Annotated in this window: 20 protein-coding genes and 1 pseudogene; 12 read left to right on the plus strand and 9 right to left on the minus strand. The window is 32.5% G+C overall.

Annotated elements, in window-relative coordinates:
• Positions 1-114: 114 nt before the first annotated feature.
• From AC0NBN_RS06785 to AC0NBN_RS06820, 8 genes are all read left to right on the plus strand, one after another.
• Positions 115-1,443, plus strand: a complete 1,329-nt coding sequence (locus tag AC0NBN_RS06785) for an Nramp family divalent metal transporter (RefSeq protein WP_160812910.1) — start codon at positions 115-117, stop codon at positions 1,441-1,443.
• 413 nt (positions 1,444-1,856) lie between these two features.
• Positions 1,857-2,393: a nucleotide exchange factor GrpE gene (locus tag AC0NBN_RS06790; protein ID WP_160812909.1), complete on the plus strand. Its 537-nt coding sequence runs from the start codon at positions 1,857-1,859 to the stop codon at positions 2,391-2,393.
• A gap of 101 nt (positions 2,394-2,494) precedes the next feature.
• Positions 2,495-3,613 (plus strand): molecular chaperone DnaJ, encoded by a 1,119-nt coding sequence (dnaJ, locus tag AC0NBN_RS06795; protein WP_089742890.1) that lies wholly within the window; start codon positions 2,495-2,497, stop codon positions 3,611-3,613.
• A 131-nt stretch (positions 3,614-3,744) separates the two neighbouring features.
• Positions 3,745-4,095 carry a prevent-host-death protein gene (locus AC0NBN_RS06800; protein ID WP_160812908.1) on the plus strand — a complete coding sequence of 117 codons (351 nt, stop codon included), beginning with the start codon at positions 3,745-3,747 and terminating at the stop codon, positions 4,093-4,095.
• A 498-nt stretch (positions 4,096-4,593) separates the two neighbouring features.
• The gene (locus AC0NBN_RS06805) at positions 4,594-5,502 is read left to right on the plus strand and encodes a universal stress protein (RefSeq protein ID WP_160812907.1); all 909 of its coding nucleotides are present in this window, start codon (positions 4,594-4,596) and stop codon (positions 5,500-5,502) included.
• Between the two features lie 10 nt (positions 5,503-5,512).
• Positions 5,513-5,959 carry a GNAT family N-acetyltransferase gene (locus tag AC0NBN_RS06810; protein ID WP_160812906.1) on the plus strand — a complete coding sequence of 149 codons (447 nt, stop codon included), beginning with the start codon at positions 5,513-5,515 and terminating at the stop codon, positions 5,957-5,959.
• Between the two features lies 1 nt (position 5,960).
• Positions 5,961-7,076 (plus strand): alanine/ornithine racemase family PLP-dependent enzyme, encoded by a 1,116-nt coding sequence (locus AC0NBN_RS06815; RefSeq protein WP_160812905.1) that lies wholly within the window; start codon positions 5,961-5,963, stop codon positions 7,074-7,076.
• Between the two features lie 79 nt (positions 7,077-7,155).
• Complete coding sequence (locus AC0NBN_RS06820) at positions 7,156-8,031, plus strand: helix-turn-helix domain-containing protein (RefSeq protein WP_160812904.1); 876 nt, start codon at positions 7,156-7,158, stop codon at positions 8,029-8,031.
• Between the two features lie 303 nt (positions 8,032-8,334).
• On the opposite strand, the pseudogene AC0NBN_RS06825 reads toward AC0NBN_RS06820, so the two are convergent.
• The 6 genes and pseudogenes from AC0NBN_RS06825 to AC0NBN_RS06850 all read right to left on the minus strand — a co-directional run.
• Positions 8,335-8,568, minus strand: a pseudogene (locus tag AC0NBN_RS06825) (Shedu anti-phage system protein SduA domain-containing protein); the annotation flags it as partial.
• A gap of 214 nt (positions 8,569-8,782) precedes the next feature.
• A complete protein-coding gene (gene bioA / locus AC0NBN_RS06830) occupies positions 8,783-10,048 on the minus strand; it encodes an adenosylmethionine--8-amino-7-oxononanoate transaminase (protein WP_474467640.1) in 1,266 nt (421 codons plus the stop codon).
• A gap of 4 nt (positions 10,049-10,052) precedes the next feature.
• A complete protein-coding gene (bioB, locus tag AC0NBN_RS06835) occupies positions 10,053-11,069 on the minus strand; it encodes a biotin synthase BioB (RefSeq protein WP_160812902.1) in 1,017 nt (338 codons plus the stop codon).
• Positions 11,066-11,674, minus strand: coding sequence for a dethiobiotin synthase (gene bioD / locus AC0NBN_RS06840; protein ID WP_160812901.1), 609 nt, complete (start codon positions 11,672-11,674; stop codon positions 11,066-11,068). Before bioD ends, bioB begins: the two co-directional genes overlap by 4 nt.
• Positions 11,671-12,780 carry an aminotransferase class I/II-fold pyridoxal phosphate-dependent enzyme gene (locus tag AC0NBN_RS06845; RefSeq protein WP_160812900.1) on the minus strand — a complete coding sequence of 370 codons (1,110 nt, stop codon included), beginning with the start codon at positions 12,778-12,780 and terminating at the stop codon, positions 11,671-11,673. The genes bioD and AC0NBN_RS06845 overlap by 4 nt, the downstream gene beginning before the upstream one ends.
• Positions 12,770-13,396, minus strand: coding sequence for a hypothetical protein (locus AC0NBN_RS06850; RefSeq protein ID WP_160812899.1), 627 nt, complete (start codon positions 13,394-13,396; stop codon positions 12,770-12,772). Before AC0NBN_RS06850 ends, AC0NBN_RS06845 begins: the two co-directional genes overlap by 11 nt.
• A gap of 65 nt (positions 13,397-13,461) precedes the next feature.
• On the opposite strand from AC0NBN_RS06850, the gene AC0NBN_RS06855 reads away from it, so the two are divergent.
• Positions 13,462-14,946 carry an aminotransferase-like domain-containing protein gene (locus tag AC0NBN_RS06855; RefSeq protein WP_160812898.1) on the plus strand — a complete coding sequence of 495 codons (1,485 nt, stop codon included), beginning with the start codon at positions 13,462-13,464 and terminating at the stop codon, positions 14,944-14,946.
• Between the two features lie 52 nt (positions 14,947-14,998).
• Here AC0NBN_RS06855 and AC0NBN_RS06860 read toward each other — a convergent pair whose 3' ends face one another.
• The 3 genes from AC0NBN_RS06860 to AC0NBN_RS06870 form a co-directional block, all read right to left on the minus strand.
• Complete coding sequence (locus AC0NBN_RS06860; RefSeq protein WP_160812897.1) at positions 14,999-15,862, minus strand: T9SS type A sorting domain-containing protein; 864 nt, start codon at positions 15,860-15,862, stop codon at positions 14,999-15,001.
• 264 nt (positions 15,863-16,126) lie between these two features.
• Complete coding sequence (locus tag AC0NBN_RS06865) at positions 16,127-17,272, minus strand: hypothetical protein (RefSeq protein WP_160812896.1); 1,146 nt, start codon at positions 17,270-17,272, stop codon at positions 16,127-16,129.
• Entirely contained in the window at positions 17,269-18,684 is a 1,416-nt protein-coding gene (locus AC0NBN_RS06870) for a helix-turn-helix domain-containing protein (protein ID WP_160812895.1), read from the minus strand. The genes AC0NBN_RS06865 and AC0NBN_RS06870 overlap by 4 nt, the downstream gene beginning before the upstream one ends.
• 712 nt (positions 18,685-19,396) lie before the next feature.
• Between AC0NBN_RS06870 and AC0NBN_RS06875 the strand changes: the two genes are divergently transcribed.
• From AC0NBN_RS06875 to AC0NBN_RS06885, 3 genes are all read left to right on the plus strand, one after another.
• Complete coding sequence (locus tag AC0NBN_RS06875) at positions 19,397-19,942, plus strand: hypothetical protein (RefSeq protein ID WP_160812894.1); 546 nt, start codon at positions 19,397-19,399, stop codon at positions 19,940-19,942.
• A gap of 86 nt (positions 19,943-20,028) precedes the next feature.
• On the plus strand, positions 20,029-20,952 hold the full coding sequence (locus tag AC0NBN_RS06880; RefSeq protein WP_160812893.1) for a DUF5677 domain-containing protein: 924 nt from the start codon (positions 20,029-20,031) through the stop codon (positions 20,950-20,952).
• A gap of 15 nt (positions 20,953-20,967) precedes the next feature.
• On the plus strand, positions 20,968-22,479 hold the full coding sequence (locus AC0NBN_RS06885) for an LA2681 family HEPN domain-containing protein (RefSeq protein ID WP_160812892.1): 1,512 nt from the start codon (positions 20,968-20,970) through the stop codon (positions 22,477-22,479).
• The last annotated feature ends 2 nt before the right edge of the window (positions 22,480-22,481 follow it).

The raw sequence follows: 22,481 nt of genomic DNA on the forward strand, positions 1-22,481 counted from the left end.
TTTAATTTTAAACAGGCTCTTATAATAAATCCTGAAATTATTTCAGGATTTTTTTATGAAAAATATTGTTATTTGTTTTATTTAATTAAATTTGTTAGTCAATTCTAACAAAACATGAGTCTCAACACAAAAAACGGCTGGAGAAAAGAAAAAACATCCAACTCTTTACCTGAAGTATTCTCTTCCATATCCATACCGAAAAAGTCTGGTTTCTGGAGAAAATACTTAGCTTTTGCAGGTCCCGGTCTGATGATTGCCGTCGGCTACATGGATCCCGGAAATTGGGCAACAGACATTGCCGGCGGAGCACAATTCGGATATACATTACTTTCCGTTGTTCTTATTTCCAATATTTTTGCAATGATCCTGCAACATCTGTCCGTAAAGTTGGGGGTTGTTGCCGAAAGAGATTTAGCCCAGGCCTGCAGAGATCATTTTACGCCCACAACCAATTTTATTCTTTGGGTATTCTGCGAAATAGCCATTGCAGCCTGCGATCTGGCAGAAGTAATCGGCTCTGCTATTGCGCTCAATCTTTTATTTGGTATTCCGCTTACGTGGGGAATCGTGATTACAACAATTGATGTTCTTTTAATTTTACTTCTTCAGGCAAAAGGATTTCGATGGATAGAAAGTATCGTTGCAGGTCTTATCTTTATTATTCTTGCCTGTTTTGGATATGAAATTATAATTTCAAAGCCTGAAATCAATGCCATTTTAGGAGGTCTGGTTCCTCAAAAAGAAATCATTACAAATCCTGCTATGTTATATATCGGAATAGGGATTTTGGGAGCTACCGTCATGCCGCACAATCTCTATCTTCACAGCAGTATCGTGCAGACAAGAGATTATACCAGAGATCGTGAAGGAAAAAAAGAAGCGATAAAGTTTGCAACATTAGACAGTACGTTTTCTTTGTTAATTGCTTTTTTTATCAATGCAGCTATTTTGATTTTAGCCGCAGCAACATTTCATACCACAGGAAATAAAAACGTAGCCGACATCCATGACGCTTATAAAATGCTGACTCCGATATTGGGAGCTTCCATGGCAAGTGTTGCATTTGCCATTGCGCTTCTTGCATCCGGTCAAAATTCGACATTGACCGGAACGCTTGCCGGACAAATCGTGATGGAGGGTTTTCTGAATATCCGTCTGAAACCTTGGCTCAGACGATTAATCACAAGGCTTATTGCTGTGATTCCTGCATTAATTGTTACTATTATTTACAGCGAAGAAGGAACTACCGATCTACTGGTCTTAAGTCAGGTAATCCTTTCAATGCAGCTTAGTTTTGCTGTTGTTCCGTTGGTGATGTTTACAAATGATAAAGCAAAGATGGGTGAGTTTGCCAATAAACCTTTTCTGAAAATTTCCATCTGGATTATTTCAATTATAATCATTTTTCTGAATGTTTATCTTTTGCTGCAGACATTTTTTTAAATATTTTAGGAGCTATTCCTACTTTTATAATTCAACAAATAATTAAAAGTCAATCATTTTACAGAGAATGGCTTTTCTTCACCTTAAAGCTGCAGAAAAGAAAAATATATCATCACAACAAAACTGATACAAAATTTCTACTGATTGATAATAGTGAAAAAATAACTAAAACCCTAGCCGTGATAGTAACGGTTACCCCGCAGCAGGAATGGCTCTGAAAGAAAGCTTCGGCGCGAGGAGTATGAGTGGATAGCACGAATAAGCTTAAAAAACTAATAGCGGATTGAATATTGGGTGTTTCCAGCTTTATTTTTGAATATAATGGCAAAATCACTTATCCAAATCTGCCTTATTGTCATTTTTTTCTCTTTGGCAGAATGTTTGACAAACCTCTGTGTAAAAGTTATTGAAATATGGAAAACCAGGATATCAACGAAGAAAACATCAATAAACAGGAAGAAAACGTAAACGAAACTCAAGATACTCAACAGGAAAATGTGACAGAAACTCCTTCTGCGGAAGAACTTTTGGCAGTAGAGAAAGACCGTTACATCAGACTGTATGCAGAATTTGAAAATTACAAGAAAAGAACTTCCAAAGAAAAAATGGAATTCTTTCAGTACGCTAACCAAGACATGATGATTTCTATGTTGGGAGTTTTGGATGATTTTGAAAGAGCATTAAAAGAGATCGCAAAGAATGGAAGTGAAGCAGATCTTCAGGGTGTTGAACTGATTTACAACAAATTTAAAAACAAGCTTACCGAAAAAGGACTTAAAGCAATGGAAGTAAGAGCCGGAGATAGTTTTAATGTAGATTTTCACGAAGCTATTACCCAAATCCCTGCTCCTTCTGAAGAGTTGAAAGGTAAAATAGTAGATGTTATTGAAACAGGCTATACTTTAGGAGAAAAAGTAATACGTTTTGCCAAAGTAGTTACAGGAAACTAAAATTCATTAATGATAAGTGATGAGTGATTACAGATGACAATTTTCACAGACACCCAGAAAAACATCAATTATCATTTATCAATCATCAATTATAATATATCATGTCAAAAAGAGATTATTACGAGGTTCTTGAGATCAGCAAATCTGCGAGTGCCGACGAAATAAAAAAAGCCTACCGAAAAATGGCAATTAAATATCATCCGGATAAAAATCCGGGTGACAAAGTTGCTGAAGAAAAATTTAAAGAGGCTGCTGAAGCTTATGAAGTACTGAGCGACGAACAAAAACGTGCAAGATATGACCAGTTTGGTCATGCAGGAGTTGGCGGAAACGGCGGCTTTGGCGGCGGTGGTTTCGGCGGCGGTATGAATATGGAAGATATTTTCAGCCAGTTTGGAGATATTTTCGGTGGTGGCTTTGGCGGTTTTGGCGGTGGCGGCGGTGGTCGTCAACAGGTAAAAGGTTCTAATCTCAGAGTCAGAATCAAGCTAAACCTTGAGGAAATGGTTAACGGAACTCAAAAAACCCTCAAGGTAAAAAAGATGAAGCTGGCAGAAGGTGCAACTTCAAAAACCTGTCCTACGTGTAATGGTTCAGGAGTACAGATGAAGGTGATGAACACCATGTTCGGACAGATGCAGACCCAAACTACCTGCGGAACTTGTCAAGGAATCGGAAAAGTAGCTGATAAAATTCCGGCAGGAGCCAATGCTCAGGGTTTAATAAAAGATGAAGAAGAAGTTACCATTAATATTCCGGCAGGTGCAAGAGACGGTATCCAGCTTAATGTAAGAGGAAAAGGTAACGATGCTCCTTTTGGAGGAGTACCAGGAGATCTTTTGGTGATTATTGAAGAAGAATCTGATCAGACGATAAAGAGAGAAGGCGATAATCTTCACCAGGAATTATATATTTCTTTTGCAGAAGCGGCACTTGGAACCAAAAAAGAAATTCCTACTGTGGGCGGAAAGGTAAAAATAACAATAGATGCAGGAACGCAATCAGGAAAAATATTAAGATTGGCAGGAAAAGGCTTACCAAGTATCGACAGTTATGGAAAAGGTGATATGTTTATTCATATCAACGTCTGGACACCGCAAAAGCTTACAAAAGATCAAAAAGACTTTTTTGAGAAACAAATGAATTCCGGAGAAATGGTTGCAGAACCATCCGGAAAAGAAAAAACTTTTTTTGACAAAGTAAAAGACTTATTCAACTAAAATAAGAGGCTTACAAAGCCTCTTATCCTTTTTATTAAAATACATAACATATATGCAGGGAACATGATTGAAATCCGCTATAATTAAAGGATTTTTTTGTATTTTCGATGCATATTTAAAACTATTTCAAAATGAATTATCAGCTTAAGCTTCGAACACCGGAATCTAACGCCAATCTTGTATTTCATGCTATTTTGTTTGATGCTTTTAAGGTAAATGTTGTTGAAAGATATACCGGAAAGGGTTCTAAATTGTGCGAGGTTATTCTAAAAGTAAGAACTTTGGATGATCAGATTATCAACAGAAAAGACGGCTTCGTCAAAATAAAATTAAAGGGGGAAGATTTTGATATTTACAAAAATCTGATCAGAACGCTTACTTCTTATGATTATAAAAACAGACTAATCAACAGAAATAAAGCTGATGAAGATTTTGTACATTTCGTTCTGAGACTTGTCATTATTAATTATAATTTCAGCTGAAAATAAAATACTCGTTTAAATTTTTTTTGTATTTATAAGGAGTGTTGTCCTTAAATTCAGGTAGACAAATCAAAACATCAGATAGAATAATCTCAAAATGATTTTGCATTTGTGCTGCTCTTATAATGTTTGTTCCGGAAGTTATAACAATTCCTTTCATAGTAACTTTATATTTTAGTTTTCTATCTTGTCTGTGCCATTTTACTGTTAGTCCAATATGAGGATTATCAATATAATTTTCTACATTCTTAAATTGTCAATTAAAAAAATATTTACAATTTTAAAGTTTTAAGGATTAAAAGAGTATTTTAAAATTTTACCAATTTACTATTGTATTGAAGTTTCCTTAATTTCAATTTTCTAGCGGTTATAATTCACCTATCTTTTTATTTCATTTTAAAAAAGATAAATTATACCATAACTCCGTTCATTTTTAACACTAATTGAGATTGTTATTATCTAAATTTGTATATTAATTTTAGAATTATTCTAAACCAAATGCAAAATTTTATCAGTACAATTTTAGTGGCGGTTGATTTTACAGAAAAATCACGTAATGCGGTCGTAATGGCTGTAAATATTGCTCTACGTCACAAAGCAAGAGTTATATTATTTCACAATATAACCAACCATACCATCATCGACAGAACGGGAAAGCAGGCTATAGGCGCGGAAACTATTGATGAAAACTATAAAAAAACAGAGTTTGCACTTAACGAATTGGAAATTTCCATCACGTCACAATATCCTGAGCTGAAATTGCAGACTTTAATTAAAAATGACAGTTTGGTGCACGCTATCAATGATACAGTTCATGAAGAAGCGGTAGATCTTGTAGTTTGTGGAAGCTCAGGACAGCAAAATTTCACACAATTATTTTTAGGTTCGCTTTCTTATAAAATTTTAACGGAAGCCAACAGTTCTGTTTTACTGGTTCCGGAAAAATGCAGAAAATATGCTTTTGACAAGATCCTCGTGCCTGTAAGAGTTTTAGAAGATCTTGCTGATAAAGTTGACCTCTCAATTGCTATTGCAAAGAAAAACAAGGGCGTTATCAGCCTTTTGGGAATCAGCAATGAAGATGATCTATTAAAGATTAAAGATGCTTACCAGAGAGCCCGGACAAGTATTGCCATTAAAGCGCAGGACTATGACTCACAGTTTTTAATGACAAGAAGCAAAGCCACTCAAATATCCAGATTTTCTCATGAAGATGATGCTGACATTATTATTCTTAATTATAAGGATGAAGACAGCTGGAAGTCATTCTTCCTGGAAAATTTCTTCAAACAAATTATTAACAATACAGACATTCCTTTATTTTTTTTAAAAAGCAAAAGAATGATTGACAAAGAAAAAACGGATGATAATATGGGTATTGATATTACTCTGCCATCTCCCGGATAAAACAAAAATTATGATAACATTACAAAAATATTCAGATGAAAACCAACTCATTACAAATCAAAAAAAAGAGATCATACAGTTTCTTTTCGAACATTTGGAACAATACGGTGATCCGGAAAAAGATATTTCTGATGCTGTCGACTACGCATTAGGCTATAACAACAAGCCGGGTGGTATTATTATTACTGCAAGAGATGAAGATAAAAATGATATTATAGGAGCCGTTGTTGTAAATAAAACCGGTATGGGCGGATATATTCCCGAAAACATTCTCGTATACATTGCTACTGATAAAAACGTGCGGGGAAAAGGCATCGGAAAAAAACTGATGCAGCATGCTATTGATTCTTCACAGGGAGATATCGCCCTCCATTGTGAACCGGAAAATCCGGCAATACATCTTTACAGGAAACTAGGATTTTCCAGTAAATATCTTGAAATGCGATTAAAAAAATAAAATGTCACACATTACTTTAAATACCAGCAAATTACTTCATAATTACAATTACCTCAACGAACTTTTCAAAGAAAATAACATCGAATGGGCTGTAGTTGCAAAATTGCTTTGCGGTAATGAAAAGTTTCTGCAAAGTCTGCTGGAAATCTTTGATAAAGAAATCTGCGATTCCCGGCTGACAAATTTGCGCCACATAAAAGATCTTTCTCCAAAAACACAGACGGTTTACATAAAACCACCTGCTAAAAGACTGGCTAAAAGCATTGTAAAATATGCAGACGTTAGTTTTAATACAGAATTAGATACTATTAAAGCCCTTTCTGATGAAGCCATCAAACAAAACAAAACACATAAAATTGTTATTATGGTGGAAATGGGAGAATTAAGAGAAGGTATCATGATAAAAAATCTATCGTCATTTTATGGTGAAGTCATCAAAATGCCTAATATCGAAGTGGTGGGAATAGGAACCAACCTCAACTGTCTCAACGGAATCCTTCCTGATGAGAAAAAATTAACTGAACTCAACCGTTTTAAAGAAATTATTGAGGAAACTCATCAGACAAAAATTCCATTCATATCAGCAGGTTCATCAGTTACTATTCCGCTTATTTTTAAAAATAAAATACCTGAAGGAATCAACCATTTCAGAATTGGTGAAACCCTGTTTTTCGGTACCGATGTTTACCACGATTCAGTAATCAAAGGAATGTATCAGGATGTTTTTAAGCTTACGGCAGAGATCATCGAAATTGTAGAAAAGCCAATGATTCCTACGGGAGATATAGGAACAAACCTTACCGGAGAAAAACCCGTACACGATAAAAAAAATAAAGGAAAAACATCAGTCAGAGCCATTGTTGATGTCGGTATTTTGGATATTGATCCTAAAAATATAAAACCGAAATGTTCCGGGGTTGAAATCATCGGAGCCAGTTCAGACATGATGATTCTTGATCTTGCAGATAACGGCAACGATTACCATATTGGAGACACCATTGAATTCAGTATGAATTATATGGCTGTTCTGCGTGCAATGAACTCTGAATATGTAGATAAAACAATTGAAAAGAAAATCAGTGCAAAGCATCTGAAAATACTGGAACATCTTAATTGATAGTTTCTTTTGTCCAATTCATACCATAAGCAGTTATGGTATTTTTTATGTTTATATTTGATAAATAAAAATTGAAATTGTGAATCATACCATACAGTCCCTTAGTTTAAGCAGGCTCAAAAAACCTTCACCATTGCGGAATGACTTTATCATGATGCCGCTTGAAGAATTTGCAGCAAAATTACAGCCAGGCTCAGATTTACATTTTAAAAATAAGTTTTATGCAGTTTTACTTTTCAGGAATGCTAAAGGATCTCTTATGATTGATTATCAGGAGTTTGATTTGCAACCTATGAAGTTTTTTTTCATCAATTATAATCAGGTATATCATTTTAAAAACTTTGAGTGCATAGAAGGAAATGCGCTTCTGTTTACCAAATCATTTTACAATTATATCTATACCGGAAATAAAATCATCAAAAGCGATACAGCTCTTCATGATGTGGCGCCATACATTTTGCCTTCTGATGATAATGCAGAAGATCTCTTCAGAACTTTTGAAGAACTTCAGAAAGAATACAGCAAAAATAAATTACTGAGAAAAGAGATAATTTGTCTTTTGTTGAAAGTTTTTATCTTAAAATATATTAGGAATTCAAATAAACGAAACCGCAGCAAAAAATCTCCGGATCATAAAAAAGAAATTGTAGAAAACTTCAGCAGTCTCGTAGAAAAGCATTATAAAGAACTGAAAATCACTTCAAAATATGCAGAAAAACTCAATTTGACACCCAATTACCTGAATGCACTTATCAAAGAAAATATGGACATTTCTGCGGGCGAAATGATTAAAAACCGGGTAATACTCGAAGCGAAAAGACTGCTCCTTCACACAACACTTTCTGTAACGCAGATTTCCTATGAGCTTGGCTTCAACGACAACTCTCATTTTGGAAAATATTTCAAATCTTCTACAAAATACTCTCCTCAACAGTACAGATTACTCAACCTGTAAATAAATTTTCTGATATAATCTGCCTGAATTTAAACAATAAAAAAGCCCCGATAAAGGGGCAAATGTGACCTCAGCGGTGCATTTTTCGAAAAATTTTTTAGAAGATTTAGATAAACTTGCAGAACTTTCTAAAATTAATGTCCATTGAAATATAATCTAAAAGTACAAGTTAAAGCTGGATTTCTCAAATTTAATAAGCTTGGAAATATATTGCTGTACATGGCACCAAAATAGCACGCATAAAATAAAAAGTAAAGATAGATTTTTGGCATGTAATCAAATTTAATTAACATTTCATCGTTTCTAAACCGAAACACCATTTCGCTCTGCTGACTGCATTTTTTGAATTTGTTCCATTGTGAAATGTAGACGCTCTAATAAGTTATCGTAAGTAATTATATCGACAATATTTTTATATTTTCTTTTGACTACATCAAAATCGCTTTTTTGATCTAATGACAAATTATTCTCCCTGCCCATTATTATTAATCCATTCGGATTTGCTATTTTAATATCAAATCCTTCGGGCAATTGTGTTTCATATCTATTACTTAATTAAAGTAATTACAATAATTTAAAAAAAACTTTTTTGAGTATCATTAAAAATTCTTGTCAATTACAAGTTAAATGGAAAATTTACAGATGCATACCATAGCTTCATCTCATTTTTCTTACTGATTTGTTTTAACTCATTTACATGTATCCGAAGGCTTTATTTAACTTTTAATTTGCTTAAGAATCGAAAAATAATTTAAAGCGACTTTATAACATCTATTATATTTCGATAAATAAAATCCAATTCCTCCGAAGTAATGCAGTACGGAGGAACCAAATACATCACATTTCCCAATGGGCGCATGATAATTCCTCTTTTTAGAAATTCATTGTATAACATTTTTCCTATTTCATTAAAGTAAGAAGTTTGTTCATCGTTTTTAATTTCCCATGCCAAAATTGTTCCCGTTTGTCTTACATTTTCAACCTTTGGATGCTGTTGCAATGTTTTGGAAAAGTGTAAATGTTTTTCGCTGATTAACTTAATTTGAGCCAAAGTTTCTTCTTTCAACAAAAGTTCCATACTCGCTAAAGCAGCCGTACAAGCCAACGGATTTGCAGTAAAAGAATGTCCATGAAATAAAGTTTTATATTTATCATCCGACAAAAAAGCTTCGAAAATTTCGTTTGAAGAAGTCGTAATTCCCATTGGCATTGTTCCGCCCGTTAAACCTTTTGAAAAACACATAATATCCGGTTTTTCAGAAAGATAATTAGCCGCAAATAATTTTCCCGTTCTTCCAAAACCTGTAAAAACTTCATCCTGAATCATCAAAATTTCTTCATTTTTGCAAAACTTCATCAATTCAGATAAATCTTCCGGTTGATGCATCAACATTCCCGCAGCTCCCTGAATCAAAGGTTCGTATATAAAACAAGCAATTTCTTCCGAATGATTTTTAATAATTGATTTTAAATCATCAAGATTTTGCGAAGTTGGAGTATCAATGAAAATCACTTCAAAAAGCATTTCACCGAAAGGTTTTGTCCAGACACTTCTCCCGCTCACAGACATTGCTCCAAAAGTATCGCCGTGATAAGCGTCTTTAAAAGCCAGAATTTTCGTCTTTTCCTTCCCTTGATTATGCCAAAACTGAATGCTCATTTTCAAAGCAACTTCAACCGCAGTCGAACCGTTATCAGAATAAAAAACTTTCTCCTGATTATTTGGCAAAAGCTTCAACAAATTTTCCGAAAGCTGAATCGCGGGTTCGTGGGTAAAACCCGCAAAAATAACCTGTTCCAACGTATTCAACTGCTCAGAAACCCTTTGTGCAATGGATGGATTTGCGTGTCCGTGAAGCGTTACCCACCACGAAGAAACTGCATCGATATATTGTTTTCCGTCCTCATCAAAAAGATAAATCCCCTTTCCTTTCACAATCGGAATTGCATCTTCTGCGGTCTGCATTTGCGTGTAAGGATGCCAATTGACAGCTCTGTCACGCTCTTGTAAAGTCATATTTTTAGGCATTGGCGTTCCAAGTTTCAAACTTCTCCATCGCTTTTTCAGATTGTCCTTTCATTGGTTTCAAGCCTAAAGTCTGCAACATTTGCATATCTTCCGAAACTCCTGGATTTGGCGTTACCAAAAGGGTTTCTCTTTCTCCCGTAAAGATCGAATTCGCTCCTGCCATAAAACACCAACCTTGCTCAAATTCAGTCATTTCAATTCTTCCTGCGCTTAGACGAATCATAGATGAAGGCATGATAATTCTTGCTGTTGCGATCATTCTCACCATTTCCCAAGTATTCGTTTTTTCGTTGTCCTGAAGCGGCGTTCCTTCTACTCTTGCCAATGCGTTGATCGGAACAGATTCCGGATGTTTTGGCATCGTTGATAACGTTAAAAGCATTGAAATTCTGTCGCCGTGCGTTTCTCCAAGACCGATAATTCCGCCTGAGCAAACGGTAATTCCTGCTTTTCTTACATTATTGATGGTATTAATTCTATTATCAAAAGTTCTCGTCGAAATAATCTCTTCATAATATTGTTCCGAAGTATCGAGATTGTGATTATAAGCGTACAAACCTGCTTCCTGAAGGCGAATTGCCTGTTCTTCGGTCAACATTCCCAACGTACAGCAAACCTCCATTCCGAGGTCGTTTACACCTTTTACCATGTCGATAACCCGGTCGAAATCACGGTTGTTGCGCACTTCTCGCCAAGCTGCAGCCATGCAAAAACGTGAAGAGCCATTATCTTTTGCCTTTTGAGCATGGGCAACAACCTGTTCCGTCGGAAGTAATGCCTGAACTTTTATATTCGTATGATAACGAGCCGCTTGTCCACAATATGAGCAATCTTCAGGGCAACCTCCGGTTTTTATGGAAAGCAAAGTCGACATCTGAACTTCCTCAGGATTGTGCCATTCGCGGTGGACAGTTGCTGCTTTATAGATTAATTCAAAAAGCGGAAGATTGTAGATTTCCTCAATTTCCTGTTTCGTCCAATCATTTCTCAATTTTGTTTTATCTTTCATTTAATTTCTAATTGTTTTGTAATACTTTTTATATTTACTTTTGTAAAATCTTTGATGTCAGGAATTCTTATAATTTTTGTTTCTGACTGAATGTTTTTACAAATAATTTCTTCTGTATCAAATGGAAAATTACCGTTAAGAATTAAATATTGCAGTTTTATTTTCCTTTGATTCAAAGCCATTATGGACAATAAAGTGTGGTTGATACAACCCAAATAATTTCTCACGACTAAAGCGACAAGAATTTTTAATTTTTCGATTAAATCAATAATAAATTCGTTGTCGTTTAAAGGGACCATCAATCCACCTGCTCCTTCTAATATTAAATTATTTTGAGTTTGAGGAAGTTTAAATTCATTTAAATCAACTGTAATTCCTTCTTCTTTCGCTGATTGATGCGGAGAAGCTGCTAATTGAAATCGATATGTTTCAGGATGGCAAACAGTATTTTCTCCAACCCAACTTTTGATTTTCATGCTATCAGAAAAATCCAGATCTCCAGATTGAACGGGTTTCCAATAATCTGCATTAAAATATTTCGTTAAAACTGCTGAACAAACGGTTTTTCCGACTTCTGTTCCGATTCCGGTTACAAATAATTTCATGTAAATTCTTTAATGATATTTGTTAATTGTATAATTTCTTCTTCAGTATTAAAACTATGCAGACAAATCCTCAATCGCTCCGTTCCTTCTTTCACAGTCGGACTAAAAACAACGTAAGTCAAAAATCCATTCTCAAATAAAGTCTCTTTTAAAGTTCTCAATTGATGATTGTCCGGAATAATAATCGCCTGAATCGGACTATTTTTGGAAGATGAACTTTTCAAATTCTGATTGCGAAAAATTTTAATATTTTCCTGAAGTTTGATTGATAATTCTTTACGTTGATTTAAAAAATAATATCCTTCTTTAATACTCATCCAAAGAAAATCATGCACTGAAGTTGAATAGATAAAAGGAGATGCAAAATTGATGAGATAAGATTTAATTAAATCATTCGTTAAAATCACTGAGCCATGAGTTCCAAGAGCTTTTCCATACGTAATAACTATTGCTAAAACTTTATTTTGAAGTTGAAATTGATTAACCAAACCATATCCAAAAATGCCAAAAGCATGAGCTTCGTCGACAATTAAATTGGCATTATATTTTTCTACGATTTCAGCAATTTCATTAATAGGAGCAAAATCTCCATCCATGGAATATAGGCTTTCGATCGCAACATAACAAAGTCCGTTTTGCTTTTTTAAAATCCTTTCTAAATCCTCAACATCGTTGTGCTTGAATTTCAATTTTTTGGCATTCGACATTTTACACGCATCATGCACAGAACGATGAATTTGTTCATCAACAATAATCGTATCATGACGAGTCGGAAGTGTGGAAAACAAAGCTAAATTGGCATTATAACCGGAAGGAAAAAGCAATGCAGATTCATATTGATGTTCTTTAGCTATGAATTCTTCAGTTTCCATAACAACAGAACTATTTCCGCTTATTAATCTTGAACCTGTACTTCCTTTTAGCAATTCAGGATTTTCTGTGACTTTTTTTAATAATAAATCCTGAAAATTTTTATTTTTTCCTAATCCCAAATAATCGTTAGAATAAAAATCTATTCCTTCCTGATTTTGCCTTAAAGTTCTTAATGTGCCGTTTTCTTTTCTTTTTTCTAAAGCTTCCTGAAAATGATAAAATCTATTCTGCATAATTTAATTGCAAAACTTCCTCAGAAATTGTATTAATCCATTGTTCATGAAGTTTCTTTTCAATATTTAAAATAACTTCAGCATGAACTTTCCAATCTTCCGAAAATTCACATAATTGATGAATCATTTCCTCCAAATGTCCTTCTTCTTCTAAAATAATAGACTTAACCATAATTTTTGACGACGTTTTTGTCAAAATATCCTGATAAATCGGATATAATTCATCAGCACGAACTTCAATTGAATAAGTGACTAAAAGATAGGCTGCAAATTTTAATTCTTCTTTACTTAATTTAAAATGTTGTTGAAGATATTTGCAAGTTTTAATATCAAGAGAATGAAGATATTGTCTCGTTGCAATAGAAGCCAATAGTTCATTACTTTCATAAGTTTTGCATAATTCAGAATCAATTTTTCCGATTTGTTTTTTAAGATAAAAAGCATGGCGATGCTCTTCCGTTGCATGTTTTAATTGAATTAAACTGACTTTCGTCGGATGTTCACAAGCCGAAATTTTTCTCGCTCCTGCATTTTCCATGAATGAAAGTGTATTCAGCCATTTTGCATGAGTTTCATTGTGCTGAACAATTTTGTCTAAAAGATTGTAAAATTCCATTCTTTTTTGTTTTAGTTCAAAAGTAGTATATTGCCGGATGGTTGAATGGTGCCAGTTTTAAGATTATGGATAGTCCGGTTGAAATTCCTTATCAAAGTTTCATTAAAATCGATAGAAATTCTGAGGTTTCTATGTATATGCAAATTTCAAATCAGCTGATTAATGCAATACAACGTGGTTTTTTGCCTTTCGGAACAAAACTTCCGGGAACGAGAGCTTTAAGTCAGATTTTGGAGGTTCACAGAAATACAATTGTTTCCGTTTACGACGAATTATTTGCTCAAGGTTGGGTAGAAAGCCTTCCCAATAAAGGAACTTTCGTTATTGGAAAAGATCAGAACAAACCTTTAGAAATCAAAAGTTTTGAGAAAAAACATCTTGAAAACTATCCAAAAACGACCGGATTTCCGTTCAAAACATCCAATATTTTAGATAATCCTTTCGAACATTCCACTTGTGAGTATATTTTCAACGATGGAATTCCCGATATTCGTTTGACACAAATTGATCAACATTCCAGAATTTACAGCTCTATTTTAAAAAGAAAAGCACATAAAATTGGGCAGTACAATCATGATGGGAGTGAATTTTTCAAGCAAAATCTATCTAAATATCTCAACTTATCGAGAGGATTGCCAATCTCAAAGAATAATCTTTTGATTACACGAAGCACGGAAATGAGTATTTATATTGTTTCTGAAATTCTTTTATCTCAAGGCGATACTGTTTTGGTGGGAGAATTAAGTTATTTTTCCGTCAATATGATTTTTCAAAAAGCTGGCGTGAAAATTCAATCGATTCCGATTGATGAGGAAGGAATTAATGTAGATGAAGTTCGAAAAATTTGTAAAAAACAAAAAATAAGAATGTTGTATCTTACACCACACCATCACTATCCTACGACAGTTACTTTAAGCGCTCAACGACGGTTAGAACTTCTAAATCTTGCCAATGAGTTTGGTTTTATCATTCTAGAGGATGATTATGATTACGATTTTCATTACGACAAAAGTCCGATTCTTCCTCTCGCAAGCGCTGATACCAACGGTATGGTAATTTATATCGGTTCATTTGGAAAATCGTTAGCTCCGGGATTTCGTACCGGATTTATTGTCGCTCCCGAAAATCTAATGATCGAAATGCGAAAATATCTTGGAATCATAGATCGACAGGGGGATATTTTAATGGAACACGTTTTAGGAGAAATGATTACCGAAGGAGAAATCAACAGATATTTAAAGAAATCTTTGAAAATTTATCAGGAAAGACGGGATCATTTTTCTTTATTATTGAATGAATATTTAGGAGAATGGATTGACTTTAAGAAACCTTCTGGCGGATTGGCCATTTGGGCAGAATGGAAAATTCCTATCAATTTAATGCAGCTCAGTCGCGATTGTGCAAAAAATAATGTCTTCATTCCCAAAACATTATTGTATCAAAACAAAAACCTTATGGCGATGAGGTTAGGGTTTGGAAATTTGAATTTTGATGAAATGCAAGAATGCTGTACCATTATTAAAAATACATGTTTACTACAACAAAAATAAGCAGAAACAATAAAATGCTTCTGCTACCAATCAATAAACCAAACCAACTAACCTATTTCTTAATAATCTTCTCGGTCACGAAGCTATTATCTTTAAAAATAACTTTAACCAAATAGTTCCCAGAAACAGATGATGTCAAATCAATTTTAGTCCCTTTTGAAACTAATTTTCCTGTGAAGTCATATATTTCAATACTTTTAACTTCTTTGTCAGATTTTACGTAGACAGCTCCATGAGTTGGATTCGGATAAATAGCGACATTTTTATTTTTAACCGCTCCTTCGTTTGTAGAAAGATTGACTCCAGTTTGAATTTTAAAATCATCAAAATAAAGAACATAATCAGTTCCCCAATCCGGAACTGAACCATTAGAAGTATAGAATGCAAATTTTGTGGTAGCACTGTTAAAGTTGCTCAGTGCATATGTCTTTGTTGTTCTTGCATTAGGAATTCCTATGTTTGGTGAGTTTACACTCTCTAATTCTTGCCAAGTTGTTCCGTTATCTGTAGAGATTAAAAATTTAAAAACGTCATCTGTTTGCCCCTGTGGAGCCTGAGCTGTTGGATCATTAGAATAAATTCCTGATGCTGCACCGTAATCAAAAGACACGCTGTGACCTCCCGCTGACAAATCAAAACTCGGACTGATTGCCCAACAAGATAATCCCGCACTGTACATTTCAACAGAAACCGAAGGATTATTGTTTGTTTGATTATTTAAAAAAGATCTTTGTACCAAATATGCATTATACATATCTTCCTGCTGCGGTCCAGTCCCCACGGTTGGGTCATAACTGTATCCCATGTACCAGTTCTGAGGAGTAAATGTTGTAAAATCTTGTGTATAAACATTTGTTTGTGCAGATGCACCGCAATAAGCCAAAATAGCCAATGCAAAAGAGTAAATTGTTTTCATATATTTTTCTAATACTATCTTTTTTTGAAATATTTTACAAATTAAAAACTGTTGAAAAATCAACATATTTCTAAACTGTAAAAATTAGTTTTTTAAGCATAAAAGATTGAGTTGAGTCATTTTTTTAAGACTAAAAAAAATAATCTTCGTATGTTAAAAAATCAGAGACAATAATAGAAAATAAAAGCTTCGGTAATAAGAGAATGAATGTCGTTTTTAAGGAATATTCTTTAATTTCAAAACAACAAAAACAAATACAACCTATTAATTATCAATAACATAAATCTCATTTTCAATACTTTTATTTTGTTGCTTGATTTTCTTTAATTTCTTTAACAAAATGAATGAAATAAGTGCAAAAACACAGACCAACAAAATGAATAAATAAACTGCATTTTCAGAATTTCTGTCTATTTTATCTTTTGAAAGTTCCTTTTCCTGTTGTAGTAATTTGTTTAAAATCTGAATCTGGTTTTTATCTTCTTGTGAAATTTTCTGACGATAAAGACTTTGATAAAATTTACTTTTTTCGATATTTTTTAATCTTAAAAAATTAGAGGAAAGCTGCGTATAGACATCTGCTTCAATTTCTGAAATATTGGTTGTATTTTTAACTTTTAAAATAGCTAATAATCTTTCGTTGGAAAGTTGAAAGTTATTCTTCAATGAGAAAAGCTTAGCAAATCCCAACTCCACAGACTGATTAATAATCATGATATAACTTTCAGGAATTCCGCTTTTTTTTAGATTTTTATACGTGTTTATTTGTGAAAGATTAAGATAGTATTCAGCATCTTTTAGTTTGTTCATCTCCAAGAGACAAAAAGCCTTATTCAGATATGCAAGTTTAATATTAATTTTTGTGAGTGGATGATCTGAAATTTTATAAGCATTGATCGACTGATCAAAATATTCCAGTGCCATATTACAATCTAGTGTAAAGGCATAGTTCATTCCTTTCAGATACAAAATATTTCCTTTGATGTGTTGCTGAGAAGCTGGAAGTTTGGTTTTCTTTAATAAATCTTCAGCGCGGTTGAGATAGTATTTTGTTTTATCATTTACCTTCAGAGACTGATAAATATTCCCCAAAATGCCTAAAAATTTCAGCTCAAAAAGAGTCTTTTTTGATTTTACAGAAAGTTCAAGACCTTCATTTCCTAAATGCAGCGCTTCACTGTAGCGTTTAGTTTCGTTGCTTATTTTGGTTAGCAAAAGTAAAAGACGAAGCTTGTTTTTACTGTCTAACTTAGTATCTGAATTTATTTTAATCCCTTGTCTATAAGCCAATTCAGGATTCAAAGCTGCGAGTTTTTCAATTTTTTCTACGGTAATCAAATCTCTGTCTACAGCATAAAAACAGTCTAAAAACAACAGTAGAAAGAGAATCGCAAGTAATTTATATTTCATAGATTATCCTCTTTTAATTGCTGAATAAAATGTACCGGAGAAACGCCTTCCAAATTTTTAAAAACTGAAGAAAAAATACTGTGCGATGAAAAACCGCATTCTTCTGCCAAGTATTTTATTTTATAGTTCCTGTAAACCGGATCTGAATATAATTTTTCCTTTATGTAATTAATTCTTAAACCATTAATATATGCAGTAAAATTTTTGTTTTTAGAACTGTTGATAACATCTGAAATATATTTTGAATTGGAATCTAATTTTTTTGCCAAGGTTTGCACTGATATGTTGGGATCCAAAAAAAAATGGGTAAGCTCAAGTTTTTCCAACTTCTCCAGAAGAACATTTTTCACGTTTTCAGAGATTGTTTGCGGTTCTTTTTTCTTCGTCGAAATTGATTTTATTTTATCTGACATCAATCCGTACTGAATTCCTTTTTTCTTTTCCTGCCTTATTTTAAATAAAATTAAAATGATTACAATAATAAAAACGATAAAAATTACCCACAAAATAGCGTAGGTCCAATATTGAAAGTTTTTAAATTCTTCATTCCTCTTGTTTTCTGTGAGATAAATCCATTGTGAGCGCGCAAAAATTATATCCTGATTATTCTTTTTAAAATAAAATTCGTTTTTATCTGAAGCAGCAATAATATTAAAATCGTCTCTTTTTTCATAATAATAGCTTTCAATACACTTATAATATTCACCAACCAATTTTACATTAGTGGTATTTTCCTGTATTTTGCGAGCATTTAAAAGCCACTGTGATGAAATTTGGTTGGGGAACAATTCTTTTTTATAAACCTCAAATTGAGCATCATTAGAATAAAGATTTACAATTCTTTCTACATTAGATAATATCTGAGAATATTCTTTTTCATTTCTTCTTTCTAAAATATTCGAGACAAGAAGACTTAAACTTTCCCTAAATACATCTTTATTCTGATCATTAATCTTTGGAAGAACAGATACAAACCTATGATGCGCCTTTGAGAAACTATTTTCTATAATTAAATCATTGATTTTAAGAATGTTTTTGTTAATCTTAAATAAAGAGTCTTTTTCAAATTTGTCTAAAAAAGAAACCTTTTTGATTCCAGCTGAATATAAAATGTTTTTATACAGAATTTGTCCTTTTACATCTTGATCTTTATACGTTTGAATGATATTTTGAAAAGCTTCACTGTAATTATTCTCGTAATAATAAGATTGAACCAAAAAATAATTACATTGATTAACAACAGATTCGGATTGTTGATATTTCTTCAAAAAAATAATCAAATCACGAGCTTTCGAAGGTGTTTCTACAATCTTAGAGTTAACTCCCTCAAGTATCTGTTTTGTATCTGAAAAATTCTGCGCACGAAGCATATTAAAAAATAAACTTACAATACAGATCAATAAAAATCTCATGGCAAATTATAAAAACCTATCGTAAATCTGTTTATTTTTACATAGTTAAAAAATGAAGAATTGAATACATTTTAATAAAGGATTTTTATTCTAAATATTTATTCCTCAAAATTAGAACAAAAAACGATAATGAAAAACTAGATTTACGATTTAATTTTTTCAACCTCGCCCTTAATAGAGAATCCGATTCTTATTCTCAAAAATTCAGAACAGCACTAGAATTCGTCGATAAATTTTTGATACTAAAAAAAATTCAATAGAGACCAATATAAAAATAAAAAAATTTTCAAGATATAAACCGTGAACTACACAGTAGCAATAGAGATTATGCTAAATACGATCTCCAAGAATCAGATGCGATAGCCAAAGATCTCAGCATCAAGAATATCATTAGTTTCACTGAAAAGCATTTAGAAAATAAAGAGTTTAATTCAGAGGAATTTTTAAAAGAAATAATAGTACAGTACTCAAAATTATCTTCTTATGTTCATGGGGTCATATTTGCACATAGCGAAAACATATACTTTGCAACTGAATATAAAATAGTCAAAAACATGACTGTGATTTTAGGCAGCTCAATTATAATAGTACTTTAATGATACTATCAGAAATAAACATAGAATATCTTAATGTTTATTTTAAAATTTCGAGTAAGATTTATAAATTACAAAGCATAAATAAGAATTCGTCAAACCTTTAAATATAGCTCAATATGGATCAAAACAGCTGGTTACAAAATTTCTTGACAGAGGAGAATGTTAAACCTGACTTCAATAAAATAGAAAATGTAAAAAATTTCACAATACTCTGGAATCTTTTTGAAAGATTCTTTTGTGATAAAGAAGGCAGTTTAAGCACAATACAACAAAACCTAACTGATCTCAAAGAGAATGGCTACACATTACCTCCAAAATCATTCGATGTTCCATTTAACTATTTTCGTCAGCGCTACATTACTAATAAAAAAACGAATTTGATTTTTGAAAAGCTGGATTTCCGTGATACTAAAACCGATAAAACTTTTAAGCAGTCTTTAAAAAACTGTTTAGAAGGAGAAATCACTGTTGATTACGATAAACTATCTGCTTTATTGATCATAACCAGTAGATTCAGAAATAACCTTTTTCATGGCTCAAAAAATATTGCTAGAATATCTGAACAAGAAGAAAGTTTTGCACAACTAAACAATGTATTAATGTCCTTGTTAGATTTTTTAAAACAATCAGGAAAACTTTCATCCGCGGAGGATAAATTATGATTGTCACAATATATTACAAGGTAAAATTCCATTCATCATCAGAAAAAAAATAAAACAGTAAATTGTAGTAATAACTAAAATACAGGATGAATAAATTTAACGACATAAAACAATCCGAAGAATTTAACACTTTCTCTAATGAATTTGAAAAAAACGTATCCTTTTTAGAATCATTTTCTAGTCTTATTACGTACAGTGGTAAAATGATAACATTTATTTCTGATAAAAAGGTCAATTTCTTCAATACTATCTTGTTGAAAAGCTGTTGTAAAACGCTAAAAAATATAGAGAACTGCTGTTCCAACGGTAGTTTTTCAGATGCAAATACATTAATTCGAAAACTTAGGGACGATTTGCTACTACATGTTTATATATTGGATAACTCATCAAAAAGAAACATATTTAAATCAGAAGAACTTGACAAACTAGATCTAAGTGATGTTGAAAAGTTTAATGATTCATTTTCATCTATGAAGATAGATACTACACTTTCCGGAGATGAAATCGCAGTCGCCGCCTGGCTAGAAAATTCAGTGGATCAATTATCATCTAAAAATAAAAGAAAACTTAGCTTTGAAAACTACATGAGCTATTTTCAAAAAGATGAAAGAATAAAACAAATTTTAAAAGATTATAGCTTAGAAAGTTACTGGTTCAATTTAACAGTAAAACTAAATGATTATGTCCACAATAATGGAATCAAATTTACTTCTCATAATTTAGTCAATCTACCCAATACGAATTTAGAGGTCTTTCTGAACAACATTAACATTCGAGTTTCTTATATTCTGACATTTTTTCTCTTACTGATACTAATGACTGATTCAACTTTAGTTCGGTCAGATGATATAATGGATTATCTCGAAAATGACATGGTTCCTCCTGAAAATATTCAATACGAAATTGCACCATTCATCCAAGAATATATAGATGAAAAAGTAATACCATTACATCCGGAACTCAAGCAATACTTGAAAGATTATAATATTAATGGAATGAACATCCGCTAACTTATCTATCTACATATGGATCGCATTTTAAATTTAAATAAAGAAATTAGCTACTTATTAGACACCTGTCAATATAGAGAAGCTAACGATGCTTTAGAAAAAGCATTAACGAATCGGGATGTAAATGATTATTTAATCCTGAAAGCAATTGCAGGATTCTTTATTGATCTTGGAAATGAATCTTATGACAGGAAAAAAGTAGAGAAAGGTCTACAAATTCTGTTAGATAATAAGGATAAAATAAAAAACTACGTCACAGAAGATTCCATAAATTATTGTATAGGTAACGCATATCAATCATTTTACAAGATAGATACTGACGATGTCAGTAATTTTTTTCCGATCCCAGAGAATATTGAAACCTTATTTGAAGCTAAGCAATACTACTTCAGAAGTTTCAAAGCTCTTGATATAAGAAAACCAAACCACTACTCCATTCAAGTCTTTACTAATCTTGGTAATAATTTGATTAATTCTGGACGGTATGTTGAGGCGTTCCAGTTATATGATAACGTCTTGAATTACAATCATAATTTTTTCTATGCCCTAGCCGCAAAAGCTGAGGGTTTACTAACAATGGTAAAGTATTCACAATGCCCCATAACAATCGCTCTTTTTATTGAGGTTTACAGACTGTTTAACGAAGCAGAAAAACATAAGATTCCTTTTGAAGCTATCAGAGAAAAAATAAAAACAAGTAAGTCGTATGCGTATCAATTTCTTCAAGAACAAAATTTTTGTATCTCAAAAATTCCTCACGAAGCAATTTTAAATAACGAAGAATATCAAAAACATCCATTAAAACTTAAATTTTTCTTAGATAACTTTTTAAGTTTATCTGAACATAGCCTGTACTGCAGTTGTAACGGTGCAGAAAAAGATGATATAACTATTGGCCATGGTGGTTTCCAAACAAACAATAAAAAAATTGTACAATTAGAACTGCTCTGTAATAGAATAAAATCAGAATTCTGTTTTTCAAAAGAACTATTTTTTGATTACTTTCATGACTTAAAGACTGTTGCAGAAACAACTCATTACGAGAATTTAGTTGATGGAATTGTAAACGGTATTAAATATGAAAAGCTAAGAACAAGTTTTCGATTGTGTTTTGGAATTCTGGATAAAATTGCAGAAGGCATTTGCTACATATTTGATTTTACTATGCATAGAAATGAATCTATATACTTTGAAAATTTTTGGAGTGAAAAAAGAAATAGCACAAGATGGCAAGAAATAAATAAGAAAAGGAATATTCATCTTACTGCATTGTATAGTATTGCATGTGATCTTGAAAAAAATAATGGAGAATTTGGTTTTTACAAAGAATGGAGAAATAAATTAGAACATGGAATTTTTTCAATAAAAGACAGTAAGTACTTTAACAGCGGTTGGGAAGAGGAAAAGTTTTCTTTAAAAACTGACTTGGATCATTTTGAAAAAGAAACTTTAAGACTTTTACAACTTACGCGCTCTGCAATTTTCAGTTTTGTTTTTTGTGCCCGAATTGAATTAATAGAGTCATAAAA

Source organism: Chryseobacterium sp. L12, assembly GCF_056133985.1.

Coding starts and splice junctions, on each gene's coding strand:
- AC0NBN_RS06785 (WP_160812910.1), top strand. CDS start 115: ATGAGTCTCAACACAAAAAACGGCTGGAGAAAAGAAAAAACATCCAAC.
- AC0NBN_RS06790 (WP_160812909.1), top strand. CDS start 1,857: ATGGAAAACCAGGATATCAACGAAGAAAACATCAATAAACAGGAAGAA.
- dnaJ (WP_089742890.1), top strand. CDS start 2,495: ATGTCAAAAAGAGATTATTACGAGGTTCTTGAGATCAGCAAATCTGCG.
- AC0NBN_RS06800 (WP_160812908.1), top strand. CDS start 3,745: ATGAATTATCAGCTTAAGCTTCGAACACCGGAATCTAACGCCAATCTT.
- AC0NBN_RS06805 (WP_160812907.1), top strand. CDS start 4,594: ATGCAAAATTTTATCAGTACAATTTTAGTGGCGGTTGATTTTACAGAA.
- AC0NBN_RS06810 (WP_160812906.1), top strand. CDS start 5,513: ATGATAACATTACAAAAATATTCAGATGAAAACCAACTCATTACAAAT.
- AC0NBN_RS06815 (WP_160812905.1), top strand. CDS start 5,961: ATGTCACACATTACTTTAAATACCAGCAAATTACTTCATAATTACAAT.
- bioA (WP_474467640.1), bottom strand. CDS start 10,048: ATGACTTTACAAGAGCGTGACAGAGCTGTCAATTGGCATCCTTACACG.
- bioB (WP_160812902.1), bottom strand. CDS start 11,069: ATGAAAGATAAAACAAAATTGAGAAATGATTGGACGAAACAGGAAATT.
- bioD (WP_160812901.1), bottom strand. CDS start 11,674: ATGAAATTATTTGTAACCGGAATCGGAACAGAAGTCGGAAAAACCGTT.
- AC0NBN_RS06845 (WP_160812900.1), bottom strand. CDS start 12,780: ATGCAGAATAGATTTTATCATTTTCAGGAAGCTTTAGAAAAAAGAAAA.
- AC0NBN_RS06850 (WP_160812899.1), bottom strand. CDS start 13,396: ATGGAATTTTACAATCTTTTAGACAAAATTGTTCAGCACAATGAAACT.
- AC0NBN_RS06855 (WP_160812898.1), top strand. CDS start 13,462: ATGGATAGTCCGGTTGAAATTCCTTATCAAAGTTTCATTAAAATCGAT.
- AC0NBN_RS06860 (WP_160812897.1), bottom strand. CDS start 15,862: ATGAAAACAATTTACTCTTTTGCATTGGCTATTTTGGCTTATTGCGGT.
- AC0NBN_RS06865 (WP_160812896.1), bottom strand. CDS start 17,272: ATGAAATATAAATTACTTGCGATTCTCTTTCTACTGTTGTTTTTAGAC.
- AC0NBN_RS06870 (WP_160812895.1), bottom strand. CDS start 18,684: ATGAGATTTTTATTGATCTGTATTGTAAGTTTATTTTTTAATATGCTT.
- AC0NBN_RS06875 (WP_160812894.1), top strand. CDS start 19,397: ATGGATCAAAACAGCTGGTTACAAAATTTCTTGACAGAGGAGAATGTT.
- AC0NBN_RS06880 (WP_160812893.1), top strand. CDS start 20,029: ATGAATAAATTTAACGACATAAAACAATCCGAAGAATTTAACACTTTC.
- AC0NBN_RS06885 (WP_160812892.1), top strand. CDS start 20,968: ATGGATCGCATTTTAAATTTAAATAAAGAAATTAGCTACTTATTAGAC.